Below are 25,248 nucleotides of genomic sequence, written 5' to 3' on the forward strand. Positions count from 1 at the left end.
TGATTCCTGGGTGGTGGCATATGCGCAAGAGCTTCCGCTATTTGGAAAGTGTATAATCAAAAATGGAAGTAATACGTCAAAAAAGCATCTTGAAAAGGAATAGGGACAATGATATGTTACGCATAGAAAACTACCTTGTCATATGCATCTGTTTTGTTATAATTAAGGTTAAAAGCGTCAGTAAAGCACAAGGTATTTTTAGACGAACTGTCGTATTGTGGAGCTTGAGTCAATGCCAACTTACAAAACAGTATGCGGTGGGATGGGGAGTCGTGTATGAGTGAAATAAAAAAGATCTCCGAACTGATTGATATGAATTTGCTTCAGTCCATCCAGGATAATTGCTCCAGAGCGATGGGGATTGGAGCTGTAACGGTAGATTATAGAGGGAACCCGATCACCCGCTACAGTGGCTTTACTGAACACTGCATGAAGGTACGGGAGGTACAGGGATTTTCCGAGTTGTGCGCTCAGTGTGACGCACACGGAGGGCTGCATTCGGCAATTACCGGCCAGCCGTATATTTACCGCTGCCATGCGAATCTGGTTGATTTTGCGGTTCCGCTGATCATCAATGGAACCTATATGGGTGCTGTGCTGGGAGGCCAGGTCAAAGTATGTGAAGAAGAGGCTGAGCAGCTGGAATATATTCTTCCTCAACAAAGCAATTGGCGCAAGCATGAGCAGATCAGTCGGCTGTATGAAAAAATGGAGACGGTTTCCTACGATAAGGTAGAGGCGGCCGTTCATATTCTGCGGGATATTATTGTTGCAATGACGGAAAACGAGAGCGGAAAAAGAATGCTTACAACCTTGGAGGAGAAGGACAAGGAACTCTCGGAGGAACGGGCCGCTCGCTCAGAGCTGGAAATGGCGCTGCGTGAGAAAGAGAATGACGCTATGGGAAGAAGCAACGAATTATGTTACTTCTTCTATGTGATGAACATCATCACGCGGCTGGCATATGAAGAAAAGGCGGTGAAGACGGAACAGATTGCGTACGATTTTGCTGATGTTGCACGTTATGCTGTGGGTACGCAGAAAAAGCTTTCCACGCTTGGAGAGGAACTGGATTATATTGGGGCCCTTCTGCGGATTCAGAAAGCATGGGTAGGTGACAAGCTGGATTTTCGTATTTCTGTTCCTTCCGGGTATTTTGGAATTCCCTGTCCGTTTATGTTGATGCAGCCCATTGTTGAAACGGTTTTTGAAGGCTTTGGTGAAAAGAGCAATGCGTCCTTCCAGCTGGAATTCTATGGAGAAGAAGAAGGAAATTGTTTTCTGTTTCAGATACGCTGCTCCGGTGGGATCAAATCCCTTGATGAATGGGTACATATGCTGAGTACGCCCAGAAATGGAAGTAAATCGCTCTATGCTGTCAACAGCAGTCTGCAGCACGTGTTTGGTGCGGAATATGGGGTCAGTGTCGGGGCCCGGGACGACAGAAAAAGCGGAATTTTGATTCGGATTCGGCTGCCGCTGGAGAGGCCAGGACCGTTCTGAGGTGTGCGCCTGTCAGCATATGCCGTAGGAGGAAGGCCGGATGAAACAAATTTTGGTATTAAGTGATAATGATTTAGAGCGACAAATTACCGGGGAAGTTCTTATGAACGGGCTGGAAGGCGTGAGGATTCTCAAAGCGTCTGAAACGGAGCAGGCGGTCAGGATTCTTCAGACCGAAAAAACGGATCTTTTTATCGCCGATATTCCAAAGTTCAGCCTGGACAGGTGCAATATGATCTCCTCGGTGCAGAAGCTGATGCCAGAGACGCCTATTCTTGTGCTTTCCTCCGGGGAGCAAGAGCACGTTTCACGCAATATTTGGAGATTGGGCATTAGAGATTACCTGCTTAAGCCATGCCGGCCGGCCTGGATTCTTGCCGCTGTCAAATCGCTGATCGGTAAGAGTACCCAGCGCCAAATGGAACTTCAGCCCGAGCCTATGCGCAGAGAGCGCTACACCAACACACTGGCGGAATATCTGCGCAGCTTCCAGTACAGAAAGTGCATCCAGACCACAAGAGAATACCTTGACGTTCTCTATCGGGATGAAGATAATATGGAGACGATCCGTAATGAGGTCGTGGATTTTTCTTCGGGTATTGTTGAGCTTGGCGCCCCTTTTGGACAAGCTACCCAGTGGAAGCTGGCTAACTGCCTGGAACACTTTCGTATTCGTTTCGACCGGCAGGGACGGAAATACGAGACTTACCTTACCATGGAGAAGATGCTGAATATCCTCTTTGAAACCCTGGAGAAGAGCAGCTTTTATGAGGTGGAGAGCGGACAAAAGATCCTGAATTATATCGACCGCAATCTGCGCAAGGGACTCAGCCTGGATGAGGCTGCGGAGTATGCCAACATGAGTTCCTGCTATTTCAGCAAATTCTTCAAAAAGATGACCGGACAGAATTATATTGCCTATGTCACAGACGGTAAGATCGAGTTGGCAAAGCAGATGCTGCTGGACACCGATCTGCCGGTCATCAATATTTCCTACGAGCTCTCCTACGGTGAGACTAACTATTTCAGCAAGGCTTTCAAGCGGAAAGTAGGAGTTACACCCACAGAATTCCGTGAGGAAAGTAAAAAGGCCGGAGATCAAAGCGGTGATCGCTGATCCGCCCGGAGCGGAGCGGCTGCTGCCTGGGAGTGTAAGAGTATGAAAGAATTCAGTTTCAGCACAAGAATCTTTTTCGGCGAAGGCGCATTGGAGCGGCTGCGCAAGGTGGAAGATAAACATGTGATGATCGTCACGGATAAATTCATGGCCAGCATGGGCGTGGCGGATAAAGTGGCATCCTTCCTGACCCGTTGTCAGGTAAGTGTCTTTGACGCCGTTGTGCCCGATCCTCCCATCGAGGTTGTGGCCGCTGGTGTGCAGGCTCTTCAGGCCTGTGGGGCGGAGGCTATGGTCGCTGTGGGCGGCGGTTCTACGATTGACGCGGCCAAGGCCATTCGTGCGGTGGCCAAGGAGACGCTTCAGATTGATACCGATCGCTGGGAGTGCTTTGCCATTCCGACCACCAGCGGGACCGGGTCTGAAGTGACGGAATACGCGGTGATTACCGATCGGGCCAAGGGTATCAAATATCCTCTGGACAGCAAGGCGCTGCGTCCGCCTGTTGCCATTCTGGACCCCCAGCTTACAGTGTCTGCACCTCCCAGCGTTACCGCGGACGCTGGTATGGATGTGCTTACCCACGCCATGGAGGCCTATGTATCCAAGGGAGCCAACGATTTTTCCGATGCACTGTGTGAAAAAGCTGTTTCACTGGTGTTCCGGTTTTTGCCTCTTGCCTATCAGGACGGCACCGACCTGCTGGCCCGGGAGAAGATGCACAATGCCTCCTGCATGGCTGGACTGGCCTTCAATTCCGCGGGACTGGGACTGACCCACGGTATGGCCCACGCAGTGGGGGGAAAGCTCCACATCGCCCACGGCAGGATCAATGCCATGCTGCTGCCTCATATCATTGGCTTTAATGCTAACCTGGCTGGGGTCCGCAATGGCGAGTACACCCTGGCGGCAAAAAAGTACCAGCGCCTGGCCAAGACCCTGGATCTGCCTGCCCCCAGTGTGCGGCTGGGTGTCTCCAACCTGCTGCGGGAAGTGGAGCGCCTGAACCGGACCCTCAAGATCCCCGCCACTCTTAAGGAGTGGGGTGGCGACCCGGAACAGTTTAGGCAGCTGCGGGAGGAAATGATCTCCGCCGCGTTGGCCGACGTCACCACCGCCTCCAATCCCCGGCCTGCAACAGCGCAATGTGTGGGGGCCATTCTTCAGAAGCTGTCTGGCTATTGATGTCATTTATAGGATAGGACAAAAAAGTCCACCTCGCATTTTATGAAAGATGTGGGGTGGACTTTTTTGTCCTTGTAAGCCTGGCGAGTCAAAAAGTTGGGCTGTTCCTGTGGTGAGATAAGACAGGGGAGGGGGTGTTTTTGGTTTGGACGGACTGGAATAAACCGACAAAAAAGCACTCCGGTCTGCCAAGAAAATAATGCCGGCTGTCAGGTATAATTCGCTCAGATAGCGTGCGGTTTATATGCTATCAAACCGCCGCTGCCCGGAAAAAGGAGGTTGTAATATGCAGCAGGAAGCTCTGGGAATGGTTGAGACCAGGGGGCTGGTGGGCGCCATCGAGGCCGCCGATGCCATGGTCAAATCCGCCAATGTCAGCCTGGTGGGCTACGAGAAGATTGGTTCCGGACTGGTAACCGTTATGGTGCGGGGCGATGTGGGCGCGGTCAAGGCGTCTACCGACGCCGGCGCAGCCGCGGCCCAGAAGGTGGGAGAAGTGGTCTCCATCCACGTGATCCCCAGACCCCACACCGATGTGGAGAAGATTCTGCCCCATATGCTGTAACAGCGACGGGTATCCCCCAAGAATTCAAATTATAAAAAGTTCGGAGGGTTAACACATGAAAGATGAACTGGTCAGCAAGGTTATGGACGAAGTCATGAAGAAGATGGGCATTTCCGAGCCTGCCTGCGCTCCTGAGGCGAGCTGCTGTGCCGAACCCGCCCCCGCCTGCAATCTGACGGAATTTGTCGGCACCGCTCTGGGCCATACCATTGGCCTGGTCATTGCCAATCTGGACCATCAGGTCCATGAGCAGCTGAAGATCGATCCCAAGTACCGCGCCATCGGCATCATCAGTGACCGTGTGGGCGCCGGCCCCCAGATCTTTGCCGCTGACGAGGCTGTGAAGGCAACCAACAGTGAGTGCCTGCTGGTTGAGTGCCCCCGTGATACCGAGGGCGGCGCCGGCCACGGCTCCCTGATCATCTTTGGCGCCGAGGACGTGTCCGATGTCCGCCGGGCCGTTGAGGTCTGCCTGCGGGAGATCCCCCGCACCATGGGCGACGTGTACGGCAACAGCGCCGGCCATCTGGAGTTCCAGTACAGCGCCCGCGCTTCCTATGTGCTGAATAAGGTCTGGGGCGCTCCTCTGGGCAAGGCCTTCGGCATCACCGTGGGTGCTCCCGCCGGCATCGGCGTGGTTCTGGCGGATGCCGCCTCCAAGGCCGCTACCGTGGACGCCGTCACCATTGCCACCCCCGGCAACGGCGGCACCAGCTTCTCCAACGAGGTTAACTTCTTCTTCTCCGGTGACTCCGGTGCGGTGAAGCAGGCTATCATCGCTGCCCGCGACGTGGGCCTGCAGCTGCTCAAGTCTCTGGCACCCGACGAGGAGCTCAAGAGCACCACCACCCCCTACATCATCTAATTACGGGAAGGAGTCAGTGACATGAAGTCTAAGCGTTTTGAAGTGCTGGACGCCCGCCCGGTCAACCAGGACGGCTATGTGCAGGAATGGCCTGAGGTGGGCCTGATCGCCATGAACAGCCCCTTCGATCCCAAGCCCAGCATCAAGATCGAAAACGGCGTTGTGACCGAACTGGACGGTAAGTCCCGCGCTGAGTTTGATATGCTGGACACCTTTATTGCCGACCATGCCATCCGGCTGGAGAATGCGGAGAAGGCCATGGCCATGGATTCTCTGGACATTGCCCGGATGATCGTGGACATCAACGTCTCCCGGAAGGAAGTGCTGGACATCACCCTGTCCCTCACTCCCGCCAAGCTGACCGAGGTGGTAGGCAAGCTGACCATCGTGGAGATCATGATGGGCATGACCAAGATGCGGGCCCGTATGATGCCCGCCAACCAGTGCCACGTCACCAACGTGCGAGACAACCCCGTTCAGATCGCCGCCGACGCTGCTGAGGCTGCTGTCCGTGGCTTTGCTGAGATGGAGACCACCGTGGCTGTAGCCCGTTACGCCCCCTTCAATGCCATGGCTCTGTTTGTGGGCGCGCAGGCCGGCCGTCCCGGCATCATGACCCAGTGTGCCCTGGAAGAGGCCACCGAGCTGATGCTGGGTATGCGGGGCTTTACCACTTACGCCGAGACCATTTCCGTCTACGGCACCGAGCCCGTCTTTATGGACGGCGACGATACCCCCTACTCCAAGGCTTTCCTGGCCAGCTGCTACGCTTCCCGCGGCCTGAAAATGCGCTTTACCTCCGGTACTGGTTCTGAGGTTCAGATGGGCTACGCCGAAGGCAAGTCCATGCTGTACCTGGAGGCCCGCTGCCTGGCCGTCACCAAGGGCGCCGGCGTACAGGGTACCCAGAACGGCTCTGTGTCCTGCGTAGGTGTGCCTGCCGGTGTGCCCGGCGGTATCCGTGCTATTGCTGCTGAGAACCTGATCGCCATGCTGCTGGACCTGGAGTCCACCACCTCCAACGATCAGACCTTCACCCACTCCGACCTGCGCCGGGTGGCCCGCACCGTGCCTCAGCTGTTCTCCGGCACCGACTACATCTGCTCCGGCTACTCCGCCACTCCCAACTACGACAATATGTTCGCCGGTTCCAACTGGGATGCCGAGGACTATGACGACTGGACCATCATCCAGCGCGATATGAAGATCGATGGCGGTCTGCAGCCTGTCCGGGAAGAGGACGTGCTCAAGGCCCGCAACAAGGCCGCCCGCGCCCTGCAGGGTATGTTCCGCGAGCTGGGCCTGCCCGAGATCACCGACGCCGAGGTGGAGGCCGCTACCTACGCCAACGGCTCCAACGATATGCCTCAGCGCAACGTCAACGAGGATCTGAAGGCCATTGAGGATATGATGGCCCGCAAGGTCACCGGCGTTGACTTTGTAAAGGCTCTGGACCGTGCCGGCTTTACCGACATCGCCCACAACGTTTACAATATGCTCCGTCAGAAGGTGGCCGGCGACTACCTGCACACTGCCTCTATCTTTGACGAGAACTTCCACGTTCTCTCCGCGGTCAACGTGCCCAATGAGTATCATGGCCCCATGACCGGATATCAGATCAGCGAGGAGCGCTGGAACCAGTTGAAGAACATTCCCAGAGCCATCCGTCCTGAAGACATTTAAGAGGGGTGAAGCAACATGACATTTGATGAAAACACTCTGCGCAGTGTGATTGAAGAAGTCCTGAAGGAAATGGGCGCCGGTCAGAGCGCTCCCGCTGCGGCTCCTGCCGCTTCCTCCATCCCCGCCGCAGGCAAGCTGACCGTGTCTGAGAACGGCGAGGCGCGCAAGGGCTCCGCCGCTGATGAGGTGGTCATCGGTCTGGCTCCCGCTTTTGGCACCCGGCAGACCAAGACCATCGTTGATTTGCCCCATGACAAGGTGCTGCGCGAGATCATCGCCGGCATTGAGGAGGAAGGACTGAAGTGGCGCGTCATCAAGGTGTATCGCACCTCCGACGTCTCCTTCATCGCCCATGACGCCGCCGAGTATTCCGGCTCCGGCATCGGCATTGGCATCCAGTCCAAGGGCACCACTGTGATCCACCAGAAGGACCTGCCCCCCCTGTCCAACCTGGAGCTGTTCTCTCAGGCGCCTCTGATCGATCTGGAGACCTACCGCAAGATCGGCAAGAACGCCGCCAAGTACGCCAAGGGTGAGGCTCCCACTCCCGTTCCCACCAAGAATGACCAGATGGCCCGTCCCACCTATCAGGCGCTGTCCGCTCTGCTCCACATCAAGGAGACTGAGCTGGTGGACAACAATAAAAAGCCGCAGGCCGTTTCGGTCTCGTTCCAGTAAGGAGGCAGCAAGTTTATGGATCAGGAACTTTTGATGAAGCAGATCGTGGAGCAGGTCATGGCCGCCATGAAGACTGGCGCCTCCGCTCCCGCCGCCCCCGCCGCCTGCTGCGGCGATAAGCTCACCGCGGCCAACTATCCTCTGGCTGAGAGCATGGCTGACAAGATCAAGACTCCCACCGGCAAGGATTTCACCTCTCTGAGCTATGAGAAGGTGATCAACGGGGAGATCAGTGCCGACGATATGCGTATCGCCCCCGAGACCCTGGAGATGCAGGCTCAGGTGGCCGAGTCCGTCCATCGTGAGGCTTTTGCCGGCAACCTGCGCCGGGCCGCCGAACTTATCGCCGTGCCCGACGAGCGTCTGCTGGAAATCTACAATGCCCTGCGTCCCTACCGCTCCACCAAGCAGGAGTTGCTGGATATTGCCGGCGAGCTGGACAGCAAGTACGGCGCCAAGACCGCCGCTACTCTGGTACGTGAGGCCGCCGAAGTTTATGAGAAGCGCGGCAGACTAAAGAAGTTCTAATTATCACCAGAGTCAGGAGGCGCCCTATGAAACTTGTCGCAGGCATCGACATCGGAAACGCGACCACAGAAACGGCGCTGGCCCGCATCGAGGGCGGCCATGCCGTGTTCCTGGCCAGCGGCACGGTACCCACCACGGGCATCAAGGGCACCCGCCAGAACATCAACGGTATTTTTCACTCACTGAATGATGCGCTGAATAAAGCCGGATATACCATTGAGCAGCTTTCCGAGGTGCGGCTCAACGAGGCCGCCCCCGTCATCGGCGATGTGGCCATGGAGACCATCACCGAGACCATTATTACCGAATCCACCATGATCGGTCATAACCCGGCCACGCCTGGCGGCATGGGGGTTGGAGTGGGAGAGACCATTCTGATCACCGACCTTGAAAACGCCCCTGGCGGGAAGGACTACATCGTGGTCATTCCCAAATCGGTGGACTTTGAAGAGGCGGCCCGGCTCATTAACCGGGGCAACAGCGGCAGCCGTCAGGTTACCGCCGCCATTGTGCAGCGGGACGACGGCGTGCTGATCCACAACCGCCTGGATCGAAAGATCCCCATTGTGGACGAGGTAGCCCTGGTGGATAAGGTGCCCATGGGTATGCGCTCCGCCGTTGAGGTCGCCTCGGCCGGCGGTGTGGTGGAGGTGCTCTCCAATCCCTATGGCATCGCCACTTTGTTCGGCTTGTCCTCTGAGGAGACCCGGCAGGTGGTACCCATCGCCCGGGCGCTCATCGGAAATCGCTCCGCAGTAGTCATCAAGACACCTGCAGGAGACGTGAAAGAGCGTAAGATCCCTGCCGGAACCATCGAACTGATGGGCCGCAACCGCAGTGTTAAGGTGGATGTGGACGCCGGTGCAGAGCGCATTATGAAGGCGGTTGAGTCCATTTCGGAGCTGGAAGATGTGCGGGGCGAGCCTGGCACCAACGCCGGTGGTATGCTGGAGAAGGTGCGCCAGGTCATGGCCAATCTCACCAGTCAGCATCCAAAAGATATCAAGATCCAGGATCTGCTGGCGGTGGACACCTTCACACCCCAGAAGGTACAGGGCGGCCTGGCCAATGAGTTCTCTCAGGAGAACGCGGTAGGCATTGCCGCCATGGTAAAGGCCGACAGGCTCCAGATGGAAGCCATCGCAAGAGAGTTTTCCCAGCAGATCGGAGTGCCCGTAAAGGTGGGCGGCGTGGAGGCCGATATGGCCATCCGGGGCGCACTGACCACGCCGGGCACCAACAAGCCCCTGGCCATCCTGGACATGGGCGCCGGGTCCACTGACGCATCCATCATCAACCCGGAGGGTGAGATTCATTCCATCCATCTGGCCGGTGCCGGCAATATGGTGACGCTGCTGATCCAGTCTGAGATGGGACTGGACGACTTTGACACGGCGGAGGATATTAAAAAGTATCCCCTGGCCAAGGTGGAAAGCCTGTTCCATATCCGCCACGAAAACGGTACCGTGGAATTTTTCCAACAGCCCTTGGACCCCCATCTGTTTGCCAAGGTAGTGATCCTGAAGGAGGGAAAGTTTATCCCGCTGGAGGGTGACCTGTCTATGGAGCGGATCAGGATGATCCGTCAGCAGGCCAAGCAGAAGGTATTTGTCACCAACGCCATTCGGGCGCTGACCCGTGTCAGCCCCACTGGCAATGTGCGTGAGATCCAGTTTGTGGTCCTGGTGGGTGGTTCCGCCCTGGACTTCGAGGTGCCCCAGATGGTGACCGACGCACTGTCTCAGTACAAGGTGGTAGCCGGCCGGGGCAATATCCGGGGTACGGAAGGTCCCCGCAACGCGGTGGCTACCGGGTTGGTCCTTTCCCTGACGGAAGGGGGAGCCTGATATGGCGATGGCCCAGGAAATCAGAAAGCCCATGATCCACTTTTATGCCGCCCCTCAGGTGGACCGCAGGATTCTGCGGGAAGTGGAGCTGGGTATGGAAGAAGAGGGGATCCCCTGGAAGCTGAGCCAGGACACAGAAGGGCGTGCGCTGGATCTGGCCTGGGAAGCGGCAAGAAACTCCAATCTGGAGGTGGGTATCGGTGCGGACGCCCGGGAACTCATCCTTCACTATAACAAACTGGAGCAGGAGAAACCTTTGTTTCGCATTTCCCTCCAGGCCGGACCTGTACAGGCCCGGGCGCTGGGCGCAAATGCAGCACGGCTTGTAAAAAAGCTGCCGTTGAAAGATTTGGACGGGAGGTGAAGATATGCAGCAGAAAAGTTTGGGACTCATCGAAACCCAGGGCCTGGCCGCCGGTATCGTGGCGGCGGATGCAGCGGTGAAGTCGGCCAACGTTGAACTGGTGGGCTACGAGCTGACCAAGGGAGGCGGATGGACGCTGATCAAAGTACAGGGCGACGTAGGTGCGGTAAAAGCCGCTGTGGACGCCGCTTCTATGGCTGCCGGTAAGGTCAATCGGGTGGTGAGTACCCGTGTGATCGCCCGTCCTTCCAGTTATCTGGAGACCATGATCCACACCGCCGACACGGTGGGCGACCAGCCGCCCGAACCCCCGAAGGGGCCGGAGCCGCCTCCCCCCACCGCCCAACCGGAGCCGCCGGAAGTCCCGCCTGTTCAGGCGGAGAATGCGGAGAAGCCGCCGGAAGCACCTGAACCGGGAGAGCATGAACCGGAAAACCCGGAAGCACCTTTTCCGGAGGAAGCAGAATCGGACGCTCCGCAGGCCTCATCTTTGGAGGAACGTGAGCCGGAAGTTCCGGAAGTACCCGCTCCGGAGGAATCTGAACCGGATACTCCGGCGCAGCCTGAGCCCGAAAAGCCAGAGGAAGCGGAGGTTCCTGTACCGGAGGAAGCGCCGGATGTGCCCGGGGAAGCTTCCCAGAGTACCCGCTCGGCCAAGGGAAATCGGCGCGGAAAAAATAAGAGATCCTGAGAAAACGAAGTTCATGTAATCAATAGGAGGTTATCACTATGGGTGAAGCGCTCGGTATGATCGAGACCAAAGGCCTGGTTGGCGCCATTGAGGCCGCTGATGCCATGACCAAGTCCGCAAATGTTACTCTGATCGGTTATGAGAAGATCGGTTCCGGTCTGGTGACCGTGATGGTCCGCGGCGACGTGGGCGCCGTCAAGGCCGCTGTGGACGCCGGTGCCTGTGCTGCCGAGAAGGTTGGCGAGATCGTGTCTCAGCACGTCATTCCCCGTCCCCACACCGATGTGGAGAAGATCCTGCCCAAGATGCAGTAACACCAGTAAGCGAGGTAGGGTATGGGCAAAAGCGGAGTTTCTTCCCAGGAATTTGTCCGAGAGATTACCCGCCTGGTGGTGGAAGCGCTCCAGGAGCATCAGCGCCTGGAGCGATCCACTCCCATTGGGGTGTCCAACCGGCATATCCATCTTAACAGGGCGGATATGGACGCGCTGTTTGGTCCCGGCAGCGAGCTGACGGTCAAGAAGATGCTTGGCCAGCCTGGTCAGTACGCAGCCGAGGAAACCGTGACCATCCGGGGTCCCAAGGGGGAACTGAACCGGGTGCGGGTACTGGGCCCCCTGCGGAACGAGAGTCAGGTGGAGATATCCATTGCGGACGGGTTTGTACTGGGGGTAAAGCCCCCGGTACGGGAGTCCGGCCAGCTGGAGGATACGCCTGGCATTGAGATCATCGGACCAAAGGGAAGCGTGAAAAAGGAGCGGGGCGTTATCGCCGCGCTGCGTCATATCCATATGACGCCGGAAATTGCCCAGCGCCTTGGATACCGGGACGGGCAGTATGTGCAGACCAGGATCGAAGGCCTGCGGGGCGCATTGCTGTGCAACGTGCTGGTCCGGGTATCTGAGAAATATGCGCTGGAGATGCACATCGACGTGGAAGAGGCCAATGCGCTGGGCGTGAAGAACGGCGACAGGGCCTTCTTTTTGGAAGACTGACACAACGGGGGATGGCAATGGTGCAGGATATAAGCAAGGGCAATGAGACCCTTTTGGAGTTTGAACGGCTGATCGAAACAGGCAGCTGTAATCCCTGGGAGGGCCAACTGCGGACAGGTGTGGACCTGGGTACCGCTAACATCGTGCTGGCGGTGGTGGATGAGGAGAACCGGCCGGTGGCCGGCGCCACCTATCCTTCCACTGTGGTGCGGGACGGTATCGTGGTGGATTATATCGGTGCCCTGAATGCAGTGACCAGGCTGAAAGATGAGCTGGAAGCCCGACTGGGTACCACTCTGGAAGCCGGGGCCTGCGCCATTCCGCCCGGAATCATTGAGGGCAATGTCCGGGTGATCGGAAATGTGGTGGAAGGGGCGGGCTTCCGCCTTACCAACGTCGTTGACGAACCCACGGCGGCCGCCGCGGTGCTTGGCATCACGGACGGCGCGGTGGTGGATGTGGGCGGCGGCACCACAGGCATCAGCATTCTCAAAGACGGCAAGGTGATCTTTACCGGAGACGAGCCTACCGGCGGCACCCATATGACCCTGGTGCTGGCGGGCTTCCACGGCTGGAGCATCCAGGAGGCCGAAGCGGCTAAACGGGACCCGGCCCAGGAAAGCCGGGTGTATCCGGTGGTCAAGCCGGTGGTGGAAAAGATGGCCTCTATTGTGGGGCGCTATCTGAAGGACTACCCGGTGGATGAGATCTATGTGGTGGGCGGCGCCTGCTGCTTTACCCAGTTTGAACAGACCTTTGAGAAATGCCTGGGCACTCCGGTGATCAAGCCGGCGGCTCCGCTGCTGGTGACCCCGTTGGGCATTGCTGTCAACTGCACACTATAAGAAGTAGGTGAGGACCTTTGACGACTGAGCAGCTGAACAGCCTGGTTCGGGAGACGCTCCTGGTGGAAGTGCTGGCTCAGCGGGTGGTGGAAAAGCTGATGGAGCGAATGAAGCGGGCTCTTGTGGTTTACACCGGGTCCAACATCAGTTTTGCGGAAGCGCTGGAGGCTATGCGCCGTCTGCGGGCAGAGGGATTTACCTTCCGCGTGCTGATCTCACAAAGCGCGGCCGGGCTGCTGGATGTGGATGCCATCCGCGCCGCACTGGAACCGGAGGAACTGTGGATCGGCACACCGGGCGACACACCGGAGGCGCTCACCAAAGCGTATGATACCATCATTGTTCCGGCAGCCACTGTTCGGACCGTCTCACACGTGGCGGCCTGTATGGCTGATACGCCGGCATCGGCGATCATCCTGGACGGACTGATGCGGGGGAAAAGCGTGGTCGTGGCTACCGATGGGTGCTGTCCCGATCACAGTGAACGGGTACGGAGGGGATTTCGGATGGCGGAGCCGCTGAAGCAGACGCTGCGAAGCCATCTGGAGCTGCTGCAAAGCTATGGCGCCCGCCTGACCTCCGCACAGCGGTTGGATAAAGCCGTGAAACAGACGGTGGCCAAAAGCTTCTCGGTGACGGGAGAAAATGACCAGACAGCCGGGGCCAGAAAGGAAGGACCGGCTGAGATGCGCCTGGCCGGTCATGTGATCGGCGGCCGTCAGTTGGCATCCTGCCCGAACGGCTGTACAGTTTGGGTGGAAGCCAATGCGCTGATCACCCAGCTGGCGGCAGATGAGGCCCGCCGTCGGGGCATTGTGATCCGAAAAGAGACGTAAGGCAGGTGACACTATGTATTTGGGTAGAGTGATCGGGACTGTGGTTTCCACCAGCAAGAACGAGCAGCTGGTGGGGATGAAGCTCCTGGTAGTGGAAAAGCTGACCGAGCGTCTGGAACGGGACGGCAGCAGCGAAGTTGCTGTGGATTCTGTAGGTGCCGGTGTGGGCGAGATCGTCATTGTCTGTAAAGGCAGCTCCGCCCGCTATGTCTTTGGAAAAGGCGAGGCGCCGGTGGATACGTCCATTGTAGGCATTGTGGATACCGTCGAGGTGGGCTGATGGCAAACTTATATACCAAAACCGGAGATAAGGGGCAGACCAGTCTGGTGGGCGGCACCCGGGTAAGCAAGGATAGCCCTCGGGTGGAGTGCTACGGCACCATCGATGAGGCCAATTCCATGCTGGGTCTGGCCTATGCCCAAACCGACCGGGAGTATATCCGGACCACGCTGCGCAAGATCCAGGGCAGGCTTTTCTCCCTGGGTGCCGAGCTGGCCAGCGATGAAGAGGGGATGGCCAGGCTGCAGGGCACGATCTCGGAAGAGGACGTGGCCTTTCTGGAAGAAGTGGTGGATACCTGTACTGAGACTACGGGCAAGCAGACCCACTTCGTGATCCCCGGTGTGGATCCCTGCTCCGCCGCGCTCCATGTGGCTCGGACCATTGTACGCCGGGCTGAGCGCCACATCGTTACCATGAGCCAGCGGTATTCTGTGCGTCCTGTGGTGGCCCGGTATGTGAACCGGCTGTCCGACGCCATCTACGCTCTGGCCAGACTCCAGGAGGACCTGGTAAAAGAGGACCAGCTCCGGGAGAAGGTGACCTGCCTGGTTCGGGAGAAGCTGGACCAGCAGCAGACTGGACAGATGCCTCCTTTTTCGCTGGCCAACCTGCAGCGGATGGCCGGACGGGCGGAGGAGAAGGCCCGCCAGCTTGGTGTACCGGTGGTATTCGCGGCAGTGGATCAGGGCGGTAATCTGATGCTGCTTCAACGGATGGATGGAGCGTTGCTGGCTAGTGTGGAAATCGCCTCCGGCAAAGCTTACACCGCAAGCGCCTTGAAAATGGCCACTCACGAACTGGGCCAGGCGGCTGGACCGGACGGACCGCTGTACAGCATTGAGGCCGTGCTCCCCGGAAAGATCGTGCTCTTTGGCGGCGGATTCCCCTATGTGGTAGACGGGGAGGTCGTGGGCGGCATCGGCGTATCAGGCGGTACCGTGGAGCAGGATATGGAGATCGCCCGTTGGGCAATGTCCCTGTAAGGAGGAAACAACAATGAATATTGATGAAACTGTGGTGGAGTCCATCGTAAAAAAGGTGCTCTCCCAGTTGGATGCGCAACAGCCCCAGGACTGCTGTGCCTGCGGCGGCGAGTGGGGCGTGTTCAAGAGCATGGATGAGGCGGTAAGCGCCGCCGTGGCCGGTCAGCAGGAATACCTGACGCGCTCTATGCATGACCGCGCCAAGTACGTGCAGGCCATCCGGGACGTGGTGCTCGACCAGGAAAACCTGGAATACATCTCCCGTAAGGCCGTGGAAGAGACTGGCATGGGTGGGTATGAGTACAAGCTCATCAAGAACCGTCTGGCGGCGGTCAAAACCCCCGGCATCGAGGATCTGACCACCGATGCGCTGAGCGGCGATGACGGTCTGACGCTGGTGGAATATTCTCCCTTTGGCGTCATCGGCGCCATTACCCCCACCACCAATCCCACGGAGACCATTATCTGCAACTCCATTGGTATGCTGGCCGCCGGCAACGCTGTGGTGTTCAGCCCCCATCCCCGGGCCAAGGAGGTTTCCCTGCATCTGATCCGGCTCATCAATAAGGCTCTGGCTGTGGCCGGCGCGCCTGCCAATCTGGTGGTCACCGTGTCCGAGCCCTCCATCGCCAACACCAACGCCATGATGAACCATCCCAAGATCCGGATGCTGGTGGCCACCGGCGGCCCTGGTATCGTCAAGACCGTGCTCTCCAGCGGCAAGAAGGCCATCGGCGCCGGAGCGGGCAATCCGCCTGTGGTGGTGGATGAGACCGCCGATGTGGAGAAGGCCGCCAAGGATATCGTGGACGGCTGTTCCTTCGACAACAACCTGCCCTGTATTGCTGAGAAGGAGATCATCGCGGTGGATTCCGTGGCGGACTACCTGATCTTCAATATGAAGAAGCATGGCGCATACGAGCTCAAGGATCCCGCCGTGATCAACAAGTTGGTGAGCCTGGTGACCAAGGAGGGCAAAAGCCCGGTCACTGATTTTGTGGGCAAGAGCGCCAAGTACATCCTGGAGCAGGTTGGTATCAGCGTGGGTGATGATGTGAAGGTCATCCTGGTGGAGGCCGCGGAGGATCATCCCTTTGTACAGGTGGAGCTGATGATGCCCATCCTGCCGCTGGTGCGGGTGCCCGATGTGGATCAGGCTATTGATATGGCTGTCCGTGTGGAGCACGGCAACCGCCACACCGCCATGATGCACTCCCGCAACGTGGAGAAGTTGACCAAGATGGCCAAGCTGATCCAGACTACCATCTTTGTAAAGAATGGCCCGTCCTATGCCGGCATTGGCGTGGGCGGCGAGGGCTATACCACCTTTACCATTGCCGGCCCCACCGGCGAGGGCCTGACGTCCGCCAAGTCCTTTGCCCGTCGGCGCCGCTGCGTACTGGTAGGCGGTATGGACGTACGATAAAACGGAGGTTTGGGCCATATGCAGGAGAATCTCATCAGCCTGGTGGAACAGGCTGGCGTGGTGGGAGCCGGCGGCGCCGGTTTCCCCACCCATGTGAAGCTGAAGGCCCAGGCGGATACGGTCATCATCAACGGAGCAGAGTGCGAACCTCTGCTCCGGGTAGATCAGCAGCTGATGGCCGGTCAGGCCGACCGACTGCTGGAGGCGCTGGACCTGCTGGTGGAGCAGGTGGGGGCTCAGCGGGGTGTGGTGGCGCTGAAAGAGCACTATCATGCCGCTGTTGAGGCGCTGGAGCGGGCGCTGTCCGCCCACCCCAAGCTGTCCGTTCACAAAATGGGCGGCTTCTATCCCGCCGGCGACGAACAGGTCATCGTTTATGAGGTGACCGGACGCATCGTGCCGGAGGGAGGCATTCCGCTGAATGTGGGTGTGGTGGTCAGCAACGTGGAGACGGCGCTCAATGTGCTGGCTGCCGTGCGGAGCCAGACCCCTGTGGTGGATAAGTATGTGACCATTACCGGCGCGGTGCGTACCCCCAAGACGGTAAAAGTGCCTCTGGGTGTTACGGTGGCGCAGATGCTGGAACTGGCTGGCGGTCCCGTGGTGGACCGCTGGCAGGTGGTCAACGGCGGTCCCATGATGGGCAAGGTGGTGTCCCCTGAGAGTGTGGTGACCAAAACCACTAAGGGCCTGATCGTGGTGCCGGAAGGCCACCCGCTGCTGACCAGCCTGAACCGAAGCGTTCCCCAGATGCTGCGGGACGCCGGCGCGGCTTGTATGCAGTGTTCCCTGTGCTCGGAGGTCTGTCCCCGGGGGCTGCTGGGTCACCGGATCCAGCCCCATAAGATGATGCGCCTGGCGGCGTACGGCTCTTTGTGCGATCCCGCCTATACCCCGATGAACGCCTATCTTTGCTGTGGTTGCCGTTTGTGCGAGTATGCCTGCGTTATGGGTCTGCAGCCCTGGAAGCTCAACGGTATGCTCAAAGGCGAGATGGGCAGGAAGGGGATACGCAATTCCCTTCACGAGCAGCCCCAACAGGCCGCTCCCTTCCGCGACTTCAAGCGCTATCCGGTCCATAAGCTGATTCAGCAGTTGGGGCTGAGCGCCTACGATGTGCCGGCTCCCATGGAGGAGACGGAATTCCACTGCTCGTCGGTGAGCCTGCCCCTGAATCAGGGCGTGGGTGCGCCGGCCCAGCCCGTGGTGAAGGAGGGGGACCGGGTAGAACGGGGCGCCCTCATCGCTGCCATCCCCGAAGGTAAGCTTGGAGCCAATCTCCATGCCAGCCTGTCGGGCACGGTGGCGGCTGTTACCGAAAAAGAGATCATCATTCGGCAATAAGGAAGAGAGGTATTGTTTATGGATATGTTCGCTCTGATCGCTGCGTTTGGCGGCGGTATCATCGGCGCATACATGGGCGCTCTCCCTGCGTTTATCATGACCGGTATTTTCGCATTGGTGGGCGGAGTGCTCACCGCGGCGGGTGTGGGCGGCGACATCGCCGTGGGCATTCTGGCGTTCGGCTCCTTTGTGGGTCCCCATATCGCCTTTGCCGGCGGTGTGGCTGCTGCCGGATATGCCGGTAAGAAGGGCAGGCTGGCCTCCGGCACCGACATTCTGTCTTCCCTGAACGGCCTGGGTGAGCCCGACGTGATCCTGGTGGGCGGCATCTTCGGCGTGCTGGGCTATCTGATCAGCTACGGCATTGGTCAGCTGCCTGTTATTGGAAGCGCCGGCCCCGCCACTACGGACCTGCCCGGTATTACCGTCTTCATTCTGGCTGTTGTGACCCGTCTGCTGTTTGGCAAGACCGGCCTGACCGGCAAGTACACCGGTACTGGCAAGCGTGAGTGGTTCTCCACCGGCAAGGGCTTCGTGTACAATGTGGTCCTGGGCGGCGGCATCGGCATTGTCGTCAGCGGCCTGGCCATGTCTCTGTACAGCAGCGGCAACATGGCTGCTTTCGGCATCTTCCCCATCATCTGCTTCGGTTTTGCCGCCATCTCCCTGATCTTCACCCAGACCGGCTTTGCCACTCCCGCTACCCACCACATTTTCCTGCCTTCCGCTTTGGCTGCCTCCGCGGGCATCCTGGCCTGGGGTGAGGCTGGTATTCTGCTGGGCGTCCTGTTTGGTATTCTGGGCTCTGTGATGGGCGATCTGGTGGGCAAGACGCTCAACAGCCACTGTGATACCCACATCGATCCCCCCGCGACCACGATTTTCATTCTGACTATCATCATCAACGCCATTGCCAGCGTGATCGTGCCGGCATAAGTTGGGAATTCTGCGGAAAAGAGGCCTGTTATGGGAAAGTCCATCGGATTACTGGAACTGAAAAGCATTCCCGTGGGAGTAGAGACCGCGGACGCGGTACTGAAGGCCGCTCATGTAGAACTTTTAACTGCTACTCCCACTTGCCCCGGAAAATATGTTATAATTATTTGCGGAGCAGTTGGTGCGGTGAAAAGCGCTATGGAGAGCGGAAAGCAGATGGCCGGGATTTACCTTGTGGGCAGCCATATCATCAACAATGTGCATGACTCTGTGCCCAGTGCCATTGTAGGCACAGCGGAGGTGGAGCGGACAGGGGCCATCGGCATGATCGAAACCATGACTGCGCTGACTGCTGTCCAGGCCGGTGATCTGGCTGCCAAGGCTGCCAACGTTGCCCTGATGGAGATCCGCATTGCCAGAGGTTTGGGCGGCAAAGGCTTTATCCTGCTGACAGGAGAGGTTTCCTCGGTCCGTTCGGCGGTAAAAGCTGCCATGCATCAGCTGGAGGAGACTGGAGATATTACGAGCAGCTGCGTGATCCCCTCTCCCCATCCCGGCCTGATCGAAAAACTTTCCAATTAGGAGGTTGCATGACATGACTGCACAGGATTGCCCCAACTGTCACTATCCTGCTCCTAACCGCAAGCAGGATCAGAAAGAGAAGAATGTGCCTCAGAGCCCCTATCACATCCCTGAGAAGGAGAAGGTAGAGGAGTGTTCCCAGTGCTTCTATCAGCCTGAGGAGCAGGAAGAACAGAAGACTGATGATTGCAATCAGTGCTTCTATCATCCCGACAAATAAAGAAACCGCCTGTCCTGCCGGAGTCTGCTGCGCTCCGGCAGGACAGAGCATACCTGGAACAGGAAGTGAGCTGTGTGGAACGATTGACCGGAAAAAAGGCCCCGTGGTTTACGATGGAGGCGCTGGCGGCGGATGGTGAGCATTTTACACGCGTCAGTCTTTCGGACTACGAGGGAAAATGGCTGGTGCTCTTTTTTTACCCGATGGACTTTACCTTTGTTTGTCCCACAGAGCTGACCGCCTTTTCCGACTGCCGGGAGGAGTTTAAACAGGCGGGGGCTGAGCTTTTGAGTGTCAGCACCGACAGTGTGTATACTCATCTGGCATGGCAGCGCAACGGACTGGGCAAGCTGGGATACCCCATGGCGGCCGACCAGACCCTGCGGGTGTGCGACAGCTATGGTGTGCTGCTGGAGGAGGAGGGAGTGGCCCTGCGCGGGCTTTTTCTCATTGACCCTGAGCAAAATGTACGCTATAGTGTGATTCATGACAATAATATCGGGCGCAATCCCCAGGAGGTGCTGCGAGTGCTGGCGGCGCTTCAGACTGGCGGGCTGTGCGCGGCTGGCTGGAAGGCCGGTGAGGACAATCTCCGGCCTGACGCTCCGCAGCAGACGCCGTCTGCCAAGGCATCCGGAGAGGCGGAAGTGCGGATTTATACCATGCCTGGGTGCAGCTATTGCCGCAGTGTCAAGGAATTTTTTCGTGACACGGGCGTGGAGTATCAGGAATTTAATCTGGAAACGGATCAAGCGGGGCAGGCCTTCATGAAAGACAGGGGTTATACCGCCTTGCCGGTGACCGTGATCAACGGCGAGGAGATCGTGGGCTATGATATGCCCCGCATCAAGGCGGCTCTGGGACTGCGTTGATAAAACGAGGTGACAAAGAATGGATTTGTTGGATTTTGGACGGGTGCAGGAAGGCAAAATGCGCATCGTGCAGGAGATGGTACCGGGCAAGCAGGTGACCCTGGCCCATATCATTGCCAGTCCTGATGAGATCATTTATCAGAAGCTGGGCCTGAATCCCAATGTGGACTATCAACAGGCTGCCATTGGTATTCTCAGCATGACCCCGTCGGAGATCTCTGTGATTGCGGGAGATATCGCCACCAAAAGTTCCAAAGTGGAAATGGGATTTATTGACCGGTTCAGCGGTACGCTGATCTTTACCGGCCGCATTTCCAATGTACAGACGGCCATTTCCGCCATTGTGACCTACTTGAAGAATCATTTGGGCTTTACGATTTGTGAGATTACAAGAACGTGAAAAAGATTATTTTGATGGGCCGCAGTGAGTGCGGTAAGACAACGCTGACCCAGGCGCTTAAGGGAGATGTGATCCACTATCACAAGACCCAGTACATCAACCACTATGACGTGGTCATTGACACGCCCGGAGAGTATGCGGAAAACGCCGCGTTGGCAAAAGCGCTTGCGCTTTATACCTATGAGGCGGATGTGGTGGGGCTGCTGCTCAGCGCCACTGAGCCGTATTCCCTTTATCCTCCCTGTGTAACGGCCTGCTGCAACCGGCCGGTGATCGGCATTGTGACCCAGATCGACCACGAGGGAGGGAATCCGGATCGGGCCCATAACTGGCTGGCACTGGCAGGATGCGATCCGATTTTCCGGGTGAGTTCCTATACAGGGGAGGGGATCTGGCAGATCCTCAACTATCTCCGGGAGCCCGGTGATGTGCTGCCCTGGGAAACGGCAGAAGAGGCGGAGCGGCCCCGTACGGTGCTGTCCAACAAATACGGAGCCCTTTGAGATGAGGTGGAGACCCCGTGGATACCAATACATTTCTCCTGGCAATGAGCCGGGGACGATGCAGCCCATCCGGGGACATGGCTGAGAGTAAGTACTGTGTCTTTACGGCCCCGCTGGAGCTGCAGGTGACCCGGGACAGGATGTATTTGGAAGGCGATGACCTAGTGTTGGAGTTGCTTTACGGTTTGTACGGCGAACCAGGCGCGCTCCGGCTGCGGCAGGTGGACACCAATGTGATTCTGGAGGAGTCCACTGCTGGTTCGTTTGCGGCTTTCCTGGCGGACAAGCAGGTCAAGTATATCGGTCAGCTGATTATGTATGCCCTGCAATTCAAAATACGGGATCTGTCGGCCTATGTGGCCGGGTGTGCAGACGCCATGAAGGAACTGGAGGACACCCTGGACAACCGTATGGATAACAGCGGCACCTATCAGCTGCTGGATTTTCGCCGCAGTTATACCCAGTGCGGCAATATGGTGATCGGGGTTAAGGAGATCCTGACACATATTGATAAAGGCTATTATCCCATGCAGATGCAGAACAGCTATGTGCTTCAGGGTCAGGTGATGCTGGAGTTCCGTTTTCTGGAAGAGCGGTACGAACTGACCAAAAATACGGTGATCAAGGATTTTGACACCTATACATCCATCGTCAACAACAATATCAACCGAAGCGCCAGGCTGCTCAGCCTGATTTCTCTGGCGGGCGTCACCCTGAATTTTATGTTTGGGAGTCTGCTGGCGGTCAACCCCGTTCTTGGTGTGATAGGCGGGCTGGCCATTGGCGGTTTGTCGGTCGGGGCCGGTATGATGTATCGTACCAACAAGCGAATAGAGAAGCCTCTGGAGCCTGGAAAACGGCTGGGCGCAGGCTTTCACCGGAAAAAATTGACCGCAGAGGAACGGATAGAAACCATGGAAGTGCAGAAAAAAGAAGAGTGAACAAGAAGAAGGGATACCGCCGCAGCGTTCTGCGGCGGTGTCTTTGTTGCATTGGTGTATCAAAAGATTTTGAATGGGGTGGGAGATATATGGACAGATTTTTTTCAATCTCAGCCAAGGGCAGTACGGTCAAGCGGGAGATCATAGGCGGCATCACTACTTTTTTTGCCATGGCCTACATTATCTTCGTCAATCCCAATACTCTGTGTGCTGAGGTGGGCAGCGGCAGCGGGGCCTTTTTCCCCGCCATGCCGGAAGAACTGTGGGGGCCGGTACTGGTGGCCACCTGTGTGTCGGCTGCCATTGGCTGTTTTCTCACAGGGCTGATGGCCAATGTGCCCTTTGCTCAGGCGCCGGGAATGGGCCTGAACGCATTTTTTACCTATACGGTCTGTTTGAGCATGGGTTATACCTGGCAGGAAGGCCTGGCCATCGTACTGCTGAGCGGACTGCTTTTCCTGGCCATCACAGTTTCCCCTTTGAGAAAAAAGCTGATCTGCTCCATCCCGGACTTTCTTAAGCACGCCATCTCAGCCGGCATCGGCCTGTTTATTGCTTTTATTGGCCTGCTGAACGTAGGGCTGATCTCCATCAGCGGCGCGGTGCCCGCTTTGCAGCTGTCCATGGTGGTGGACGGGCAGCGTGTGTGGAACGCGCAGGGTCTGCTCACTCTGGTGGGGCTGCTGCTCACCGCGATTCTGATGGCCTTCCGGGTCAAGGGCGCGGTGGTGATCGGCATTCTGGTGACCACCCTGCTGGGAATTCCCGCGGGAGTGACCAATATCCCTGAGACGGTGACCATGGAACATATCAGCCTGGCGCCCGTGTTTCTTCAGCTGGATCTTGGCGGCGTATTTTCCAAAGGTCTGCTGCCCCTGCTGACGGCAGTGATCAGCTTTGCGATCGTGGATTGTTTTGATACTTTGGGCGCACTGGTGGGTCTGTCGGCCAGTGCGGGACTGGAGGACCGGGACGGCAGAGGGGATCGGGCTTTGATTGCTGATGCCGCGGCGACCTGCTGCGGCGCCCTGATCGGAACCTCCACCGTTACTACGTTTGCGGAGTCTTCCACAGGCATTGCCGAAGGAGCCCGAACCGGTCTGAGCTCCATTGTGGTGGGCCTGCTGTTTCTGGTCTCAGTGTTTCTGGCTCCGGTGGCGGGGATCATCCCTGCTGCAGCCACTGCTCCTGCGCTCATTATTGTGGGTGTGCTCACCATGCGCAGCGTCGTGGCCATTCCCTGGGACGATATGGAGTGTGCTGTACCTGCCTTTTTGACCATCGGAGTGATGCCTTTTGCCTACTCCATCTCTGATGGTATTGCCTTTGGATTTATCAGTTTCTGTCTGATCAAGCTGGTTCGGGGCAAAGGCAGACAGGTACCGGTCCTTGCATATGTTATTTCCCTGCTCTTTATCCTAAAGTACCTGCTGGGTAATATGGTTTGATCCTCAGCCCTCTGGGCCATCTGGTCTGTGAGAAGATCAGGGGTAAACAGCGTCGTTAAGTTCCATATTTTGTTCATCTGGTGCCTTTTATTGATAAGACCTTGTTTTAAGAAATCGGTTGTGATAGCGTATAGCTGGATTTAGGAAGACACGCGTCAGGCGTGGTATCAGAAAGGGGATCATGGTATGGCGACCCGCATTGTCCTGAATACGATTTCTTATCATGGAAAGGGTGCGATCGAAAATATCGTGCCTGAGCTCACTTCCCGTGGTTATCAAAAAGCTTTGGTGTGTACAGATCCGGATCTGGTCCGTTTTGGCGTGGTGGCCAAGGTGACCGATCTGTTGGATAAGGTTGCCTTTGCCTATGAGGTGTATACCGACATCAAAGCAAACCCCACCATTGAGAATGTGCAGAGCGGGGTGGCTGCTTTCCGGGCCTCCGGCGCCGACTGCATCGTGGCCATTGGCGGAGGCTCCGCTATGGATACTGCCAAGGCGGTGGGCATCATTGTCAACAACCCGGAGTTTGCCGATGTGCGCTCCCTGGAGGGTGTGGCTCCCACCAGGAAGCACGCGGTCTTTACCATCGCTGTCCCCACTACCGCCGGCACTGCCGCTGAGGTGACCATCAACTATGTCATCACTGATGTGGAGAAGAAGCGTAAGTTTGTGTGTGTGGACGCCAATGACATCCCCGAGGTGGCTGTGGTGGACCCAGACATGATGTGTTCTATGCCCAAAGGTCTGACCGCTGCCACCGGTATGGACGCCCTGACCCACGCCATCGAAGGTTACATTACCAAGGGTGCCTGCACCATCTCTGATATGTTCCATCTGGAGGCCATCCGGCTCATCTCCCAGAGTTTGCGCGGAGCCGTTGAGAACACCCCTGAGGGACGAGAAGGCATGGCGCTGGGCCAGTACATCGCTGGCATGGGCTTTTCCAACGTAGGTCTGGGCATTGTCCACTCCATGGCCCATGGCCTGTCCGCCCTGTATGATACTCCTCACGGCGTAGCCTGTGCCATCCTGCTGCCTACTGGCCTGGAGTATAATGCAGATTACTCTGGTGAGCGTTACCGGGCTATCGGCAAAGCCATGGGTGTGAGCGGCATCGATGAGATGCCTCTGGAGGAGGCACGCAAAGCTGCCATTGCCGCTGTCAAGCAGCTCTCCACCGATGTGGGCATCCCCGCCAATCTGAAGGGCATCCTCAAGGAGGAGGATGTACATTTCCTGGCGGAGTCCGCCTTTGCGGATGCCTGTTGTCCCGGAAATCCCAGAGATACCAGCGTGGAGGAGATCGAGGCTCTTTACAGAAGCCTGATGTAAACTTTACGGATATCTGTTATGAAGAACGCAATGGTATGGTTTTAAAGCCGGTCAAGCAGGAGCGGCGCCAGGGCTGTTGCGTTTCCAACCAAAGACCGCCGCCTCAGTGCACAGGCATTGAGGCGGCGGTTAATCTATATACAGAAACGTTTACCAAGCGAGGATCCAAGGGGAAGGGATACTATTCATTCTTCCACGGATAAGCTGAAGCATATGCTCAAGACTATGCCACGGGGCTCCGCAGTCCATCATAGTATGGCCTTGTTTTGCATA

At 57.5% G+C, this 25,248-nt stretch carries 28 protein-coding genes and 1 pseudogene; all 29 read left to right on the top strand.

What is annotated here, in order from left to right; translation table 11 throughout:
* Positions 1-276 precede the first annotated feature (276 nt).
* Positions 277-1,503 carry a PocR ligand-binding domain-containing protein gene (locus WHJ28_RS01010; RefSeq protein ID WP_340039201.1) on the top strand — a complete coding sequence of 409 codons (1,227 nt, stop codon included), beginning with the start codon at positions 277-279 and terminating at the stop codon, positions 1,501-1,503.
* 40 nt (positions 1,504-1,543) lie between these two features.
* Positions 1,544-2,620, top strand: coding sequence for a helix-turn-helix domain-containing protein (locus tag WHJ28_RS01015; RefSeq protein ID WP_340039202.1), 1,077 nt, complete (start codon positions 1,544-1,546; stop codon positions 2,618-2,620).
* A gap of 42 nt (positions 2,621-2,662) precedes the next feature.
* Complete coding sequence (locus tag WHJ28_RS01020; RefSeq protein WP_340039203.1) at positions 2,663-3,805, top strand: 1-propanol dehydrogenase PduQ; 1,143 nt, start codon at positions 2,663-2,665, stop codon at positions 3,803-3,805.
* Between the two features lie 286 nt (positions 3,806-4,091).
* Positions 4,092-4,370 (top strand): ethanolamine utilization microcompartment protein EutM, encoded by a 279-nt coding sequence (gene eutM, locus WHJ28_RS01025; protein WP_340039204.1) that lies wholly within the window; start codon positions 4,092-4,094, stop codon positions 4,368-4,370.
* Positions 4,371-4,425: 55 nt separating this feature from the next.
* Positions 4,426-5,235, top strand: a complete 810-nt coding sequence (pduB, locus tag WHJ28_RS01030; protein WP_340039205.1) for a propanediol utilization microcompartment protein PduB — start codon at positions 4,426-4,428, stop codon at positions 5,233-5,235.
* Between the two features lie 21 nt (positions 5,236-5,256).
* Positions 5,257-6,918, top strand: coding sequence for a propanediol/glycerol family dehydratase large subunit (locus WHJ28_RS01035; RefSeq protein ID WP_340039207.1), 1,662 nt, complete (start codon positions 5,257-5,259; stop codon positions 6,916-6,918).
* A 15-nt stretch (positions 6,919-6,933) separates the two neighbouring features.
* Positions 6,934-7,596, top strand: coding sequence for a propanediol/glycerol family dehydratase medium subunit (locus WHJ28_RS01040; RefSeq protein ID WP_340039208.1), 663 nt, complete (start codon positions 6,934-6,936; stop codon positions 7,594-7,596).
* Positions 7,597-7,611: 15 nt separating this feature from the next.
* Positions 7,612-8,124 (top strand): diol dehydratase small subunit, encoded by a 513-nt coding sequence (locus WHJ28_RS01045; RefSeq protein WP_340039209.1) that lies wholly within the window; start codon positions 7,612-7,614, stop codon positions 8,122-8,124.
* 26 nt (positions 8,125-8,150) lie between these two features.
* Positions 8,151-9,971, top strand: a complete 1,821-nt coding sequence (locus WHJ28_RS01050; protein WP_340039210.1) for a diol dehydratase reactivase subunit alpha — start codon at positions 8,151-8,153, stop codon at positions 9,969-9,971.
* A gap of 1 nt (position 9,972) precedes the next feature.
* Positions 9,973-10,335 carry a glycerol dehydratase reactivase beta/small subunit family protein gene (locus tag WHJ28_RS01055; RefSeq protein ID WP_340039212.1) on the top strand — a complete coding sequence of 121 codons (363 nt, stop codon included), beginning with the start codon at positions 9,973-9,975 and terminating at the stop codon, positions 10,333-10,335.
* A 4-nt stretch (positions 10,336-10,339) separates the two neighbouring features.
* Positions 10,340-11,026, top strand: a complete 687-nt coding sequence (locus tag WHJ28_RS01060) for a BMC domain-containing protein (RefSeq protein WP_340039214.1) — start codon at positions 10,340-10,342, stop codon at positions 11,024-11,026.
* 38 nt (positions 11,027-11,064) lie between these two features.
* Positions 11,065-11,340, top strand: coding sequence for a propanediol utilization microcompartment protein PduA (pduA, locus tag WHJ28_RS01065; protein WP_340039215.1), 276 nt, complete (start codon positions 11,065-11,067; stop codon positions 11,338-11,340).
* A 21-nt stretch (positions 11,341-11,361) separates the two neighbouring features.
* Positions 11,362-12,021, top strand: coding sequence for a phosphate propanoyltransferase (gene pduL, locus WHJ28_RS01070; RefSeq protein WP_340039216.1), 660 nt, complete (start codon positions 11,362-11,364; stop codon positions 12,019-12,021).
* Positions 12,022-12,038: 17 nt separating this feature from the next.
* Entirely contained in the window at positions 12,039-12,866 is an 828-nt protein-coding gene (eutJ, locus tag WHJ28_RS01075) for an ethanolamine utilization protein EutJ (protein ID WP_340039217.1), read from the top strand.
* A 17-nt stretch (positions 12,867-12,883) separates the two neighbouring features.
* A complete protein-coding gene (locus WHJ28_RS01080) occupies positions 12,884-13,702 on the top strand; it encodes a flavoprotein (RefSeq protein ID WP_340039218.1) in 819 nt (272 codons plus the stop codon).
* A 13-nt stretch (positions 13,703-13,715) separates the two neighbouring features.
* A complete protein-coding gene (locus tag WHJ28_RS01085) occupies positions 13,716-13,982 on the top strand; it encodes a EutN/CcmL family microcompartment protein (RefSeq protein ID WP_340039220.1) in 267 nt (88 codons plus the stop codon).
* Positions 13,982-14,968: a cob(I)yrinic acid a,c-diamide adenosyltransferase gene (locus tag WHJ28_RS01090; RefSeq protein ID WP_340039221.1), complete on the top strand. Its 987-nt coding sequence runs from the start codon at positions 13,982-13,984 to the stop codon at positions 14,966-14,968. The genes WHJ28_RS01085 and WHJ28_RS01090 overlap by 1 nt, the downstream gene beginning before the upstream one ends.
* Positions 14,969-14,981: 13 nt before the next feature.
* The gene (locus tag WHJ28_RS01095) at positions 14,982-16,394 is read left to right on the top strand and encodes an aldehyde dehydrogenase family protein (RefSeq protein ID WP_340039223.1); all 1,413 of its coding nucleotides are present in this window, start codon (positions 14,982-14,984) and stop codon (positions 16,392-16,394) included.
* A gap of 18 nt (positions 16,395-16,412) precedes the next feature.
* The gene (locus WHJ28_RS01100) at positions 16,413-17,738 is read left to right on the top strand and encodes a 4Fe-4S dicluster domain-containing protein (protein WP_340039224.1); all 1,326 of its coding nucleotides are present in this window, start codon (positions 16,413-16,415) and stop codon (positions 17,736-17,738) included.
* A gap of 18 nt (positions 17,739-17,756) precedes the next feature.
* The gene (locus tag WHJ28_RS01105; RefSeq protein ID WP_340039225.1) at positions 17,757-18,674 is read left to right on the top strand and encodes a DUF7973 family transport facilitator; all 918 of its coding nucleotides are present in this window, start codon (positions 17,757-17,759) and stop codon (positions 18,672-18,674) included.
* Between the two features lie 30 nt (positions 18,675-18,704).
* Positions 18,705-19,256, top strand: coding sequence for a BMC domain-containing protein (locus tag WHJ28_RS01110; RefSeq protein ID WP_340039226.1), 552 nt, complete (start codon positions 18,705-18,707; stop codon positions 19,254-19,256).
* Between the two features lie 13 nt (positions 19,257-19,269).
* A complete protein-coding gene (locus WHJ28_RS01115) occupies positions 19,270-19,476 on the top strand; it encodes a hypothetical protein (protein ID WP_340039227.1) in 207 nt (68 codons plus the stop codon).
* A gap of 74 nt (positions 19,477-19,550) precedes the next feature.
* Positions 19,551-20,069: pseudogene (locus WHJ28_RS01120) on the top strand (peroxiredoxin); the annotation flags it as partial.
* A 54-nt stretch (positions 20,070-20,123) separates the two neighbouring features.
* A complete protein-coding gene (locus WHJ28_RS01125; protein WP_340039471.1) occupies positions 20,124-20,348 on the top strand; it encodes a glutaredoxin family protein in 225 nt (74 codons plus the stop codon).
* Between the two features lie 19 nt (positions 20,349-20,367).
* Complete coding sequence (locus WHJ28_RS01130; protein ID WP_340039228.1) at positions 20,368-20,748, top strand: BMC domain-containing protein; 381 nt, start codon at positions 20,368-20,370, stop codon at positions 20,746-20,748.
* Positions 20,745-21,251, top strand: a complete 507-nt coding sequence (locus WHJ28_RS01135) for a EutP/PduV family microcompartment system protein (protein ID WP_340039229.1) — start codon at positions 20,745-20,747, stop codon at positions 21,249-21,251. Before WHJ28_RS01130 ends, WHJ28_RS01135 begins: the two co-directional genes overlap by 4 nt.
* Positions 21,252-21,268: 17 nt before the next feature.
* Complete coding sequence (locus tag WHJ28_RS01140; RefSeq protein ID WP_340039230.1) at positions 21,269-22,192, top strand: CorA family divalent cation transporter; 924 nt, start codon at positions 21,269-21,271, stop codon at positions 22,190-22,192.
* Between the two features lie 89 nt (positions 22,193-22,281).
* Positions 22,282-23,640, top strand: a complete 1,359-nt coding sequence (locus WHJ28_RS01145; RefSeq protein ID WP_340039231.1) for an NCS2 family permease — start codon at positions 22,282-22,284, stop codon at positions 23,638-23,640.
* 186 nt (positions 23,641-23,826) lie between these two features.
* The gene (gene fucO, locus WHJ28_RS01150; protein ID WP_340039232.1) at positions 23,827-24,975 is read left to right on the top strand and encodes a lactaldehyde reductase; all 1,149 of its coding nucleotides are present in this window, start codon (positions 23,827-23,829) and stop codon (positions 24,973-24,975) included.
* The last annotated feature ends 273 nt before the right edge of the window (positions 24,976-25,248 follow it).

Origin of the sequence: Flavonifractor porci, from assembly GCF_037572415.1 — a bacterium.
Taxonomy (GTDB): Bacteria; Bacillota; Clostridia; order Oscillospirales; family Oscillospiraceae; genus Flavonifractor; species Flavonifractor porci.

Coding starts and splice junctions, on each gene's coding strand:
- WHJ28_RS01010 (WP_340039201.1), top strand. CDS start 277: ATGAGTGAAATAAAAAAGATCTCCGAACTGATTGATATGAATTTGCTT.
- WHJ28_RS01015 (WP_340039202.1), top strand. CDS start 1,544: ATGAAACAAATTTTGGTATTAAGTGATAATGATTTAGAGCGACAAATT.
- WHJ28_RS01020 (WP_340039203.1), top strand. CDS start 2,663: ATGAAAGAATTCAGTTTCAGCACAAGAATCTTTTTCGGCGAAGGCGCA.
- eutM (WP_340039204.1), top strand. CDS start 4,092: ATGCAGCAGGAAGCTCTGGGAATGGTTGAGACCAGGGGGCTGGTGGGC.
- pduB (WP_340039205.1), top strand. CDS start 4,426: ATGAAAGATGAACTGGTCAGCAAGGTTATGGACGAAGTCATGAAGAAG.
- WHJ28_RS01035 (WP_340039207.1), top strand. CDS start 5,257: ATGAAGTCTAAGCGTTTTGAAGTGCTGGACGCCCGCCCGGTCAACCAG.
- WHJ28_RS01040 (WP_340039208.1), top strand. CDS start 6,934: ATGACATTTGATGAAAACACTCTGCGCAGTGTGATTGAAGAAGTCCTG.
- WHJ28_RS01045 (WP_340039209.1), top strand. CDS start 7,612: ATGGATCAGGAACTTTTGATGAAGCAGATCGTGGAGCAGGTCATGGCC.
- WHJ28_RS01050 (WP_340039210.1), top strand. CDS start 8,151: ATGAAACTTGTCGCAGGCATCGACATCGGAAACGCGACCACAGAAACG.
- WHJ28_RS01055 (WP_340039212.1), top strand. CDS start 9,973: ATGGCGATGGCCCAGGAAATCAGAAAGCCCATGATCCACTTTTATGCC.
- WHJ28_RS01060 (WP_340039214.1), top strand. CDS start 10,340: ATGCAGCAGAAAAGTTTGGGACTCATCGAAACCCAGGGCCTGGCCGCC.
- pduA (WP_340039215.1), top strand. CDS start 11,065: ATGGGTGAAGCGCTCGGTATGATCGAGACCAAAGGCCTGGTTGGCGCC.
- pduL (WP_340039216.1), top strand. CDS start 11,362: ATGGGCAAAAGCGGAGTTTCTTCCCAGGAATTTGTCCGAGAGATTACC.
- eutJ (WP_340039217.1), top strand. CDS start 12,039: ATGGTGCAGGATATAAGCAAGGGCAATGAGACCCTTTTGGAGTTTGAA.
- WHJ28_RS01085 (WP_340039220.1), top strand. CDS start 13,716: ATGTATTTGGGTAGAGTGATCGGGACTGTGGTTTCCACCAGCAAGAAC.
- WHJ28_RS01090 (WP_340039221.1), top strand. CDS start 13,982: ATGGCAAACTTATATACCAAAACCGGAGATAAGGGGCAGACCAGTCTG.
- WHJ28_RS01095 (WP_340039223.1), top strand. CDS start 14,982: ATGAATATTGATGAAACTGTGGTGGAGTCCATCGTAAAAAAGGTGCTC.
- WHJ28_RS01100 (WP_340039224.1), top strand. CDS start 16,413: ATGCAGGAGAATCTCATCAGCCTGGTGGAACAGGCTGGCGTGGTGGGA.
- WHJ28_RS01105 (WP_340039225.1), top strand. CDS start 17,757: ATGGATATGTTCGCTCTGATCGCTGCGTTTGGCGGCGGTATCATCGGC.
- WHJ28_RS01110 (WP_340039226.1), top strand. CDS start 18,705: ATGGGAAAGTCCATCGGATTACTGGAACTGAAAAGCATTCCCGTGGGA.
- WHJ28_RS01115 (WP_340039227.1), top strand. CDS start 19,270: ATGACTGCACAGGATTGCCCCAACTGTCACTATCCTGCTCCTAACCGC.
- WHJ28_RS01130 (WP_340039228.1), top strand. CDS start 20,368: ATGGATTTGTTGGATTTTGGACGGGTGCAGGAAGGCAAAATGCGCATC.
- WHJ28_RS01145 (WP_340039231.1), top strand. CDS start 22,282: ATGGACAGATTTTTTTCAATCTCAGCCAAGGGCAGTACGGTCAAGCGG.
- fucO (WP_340039232.1), top strand. CDS start 23,827: ATGGCGACCCGCATTGTCCTGAATACGATTTCTTATCATGGAAAGGGT.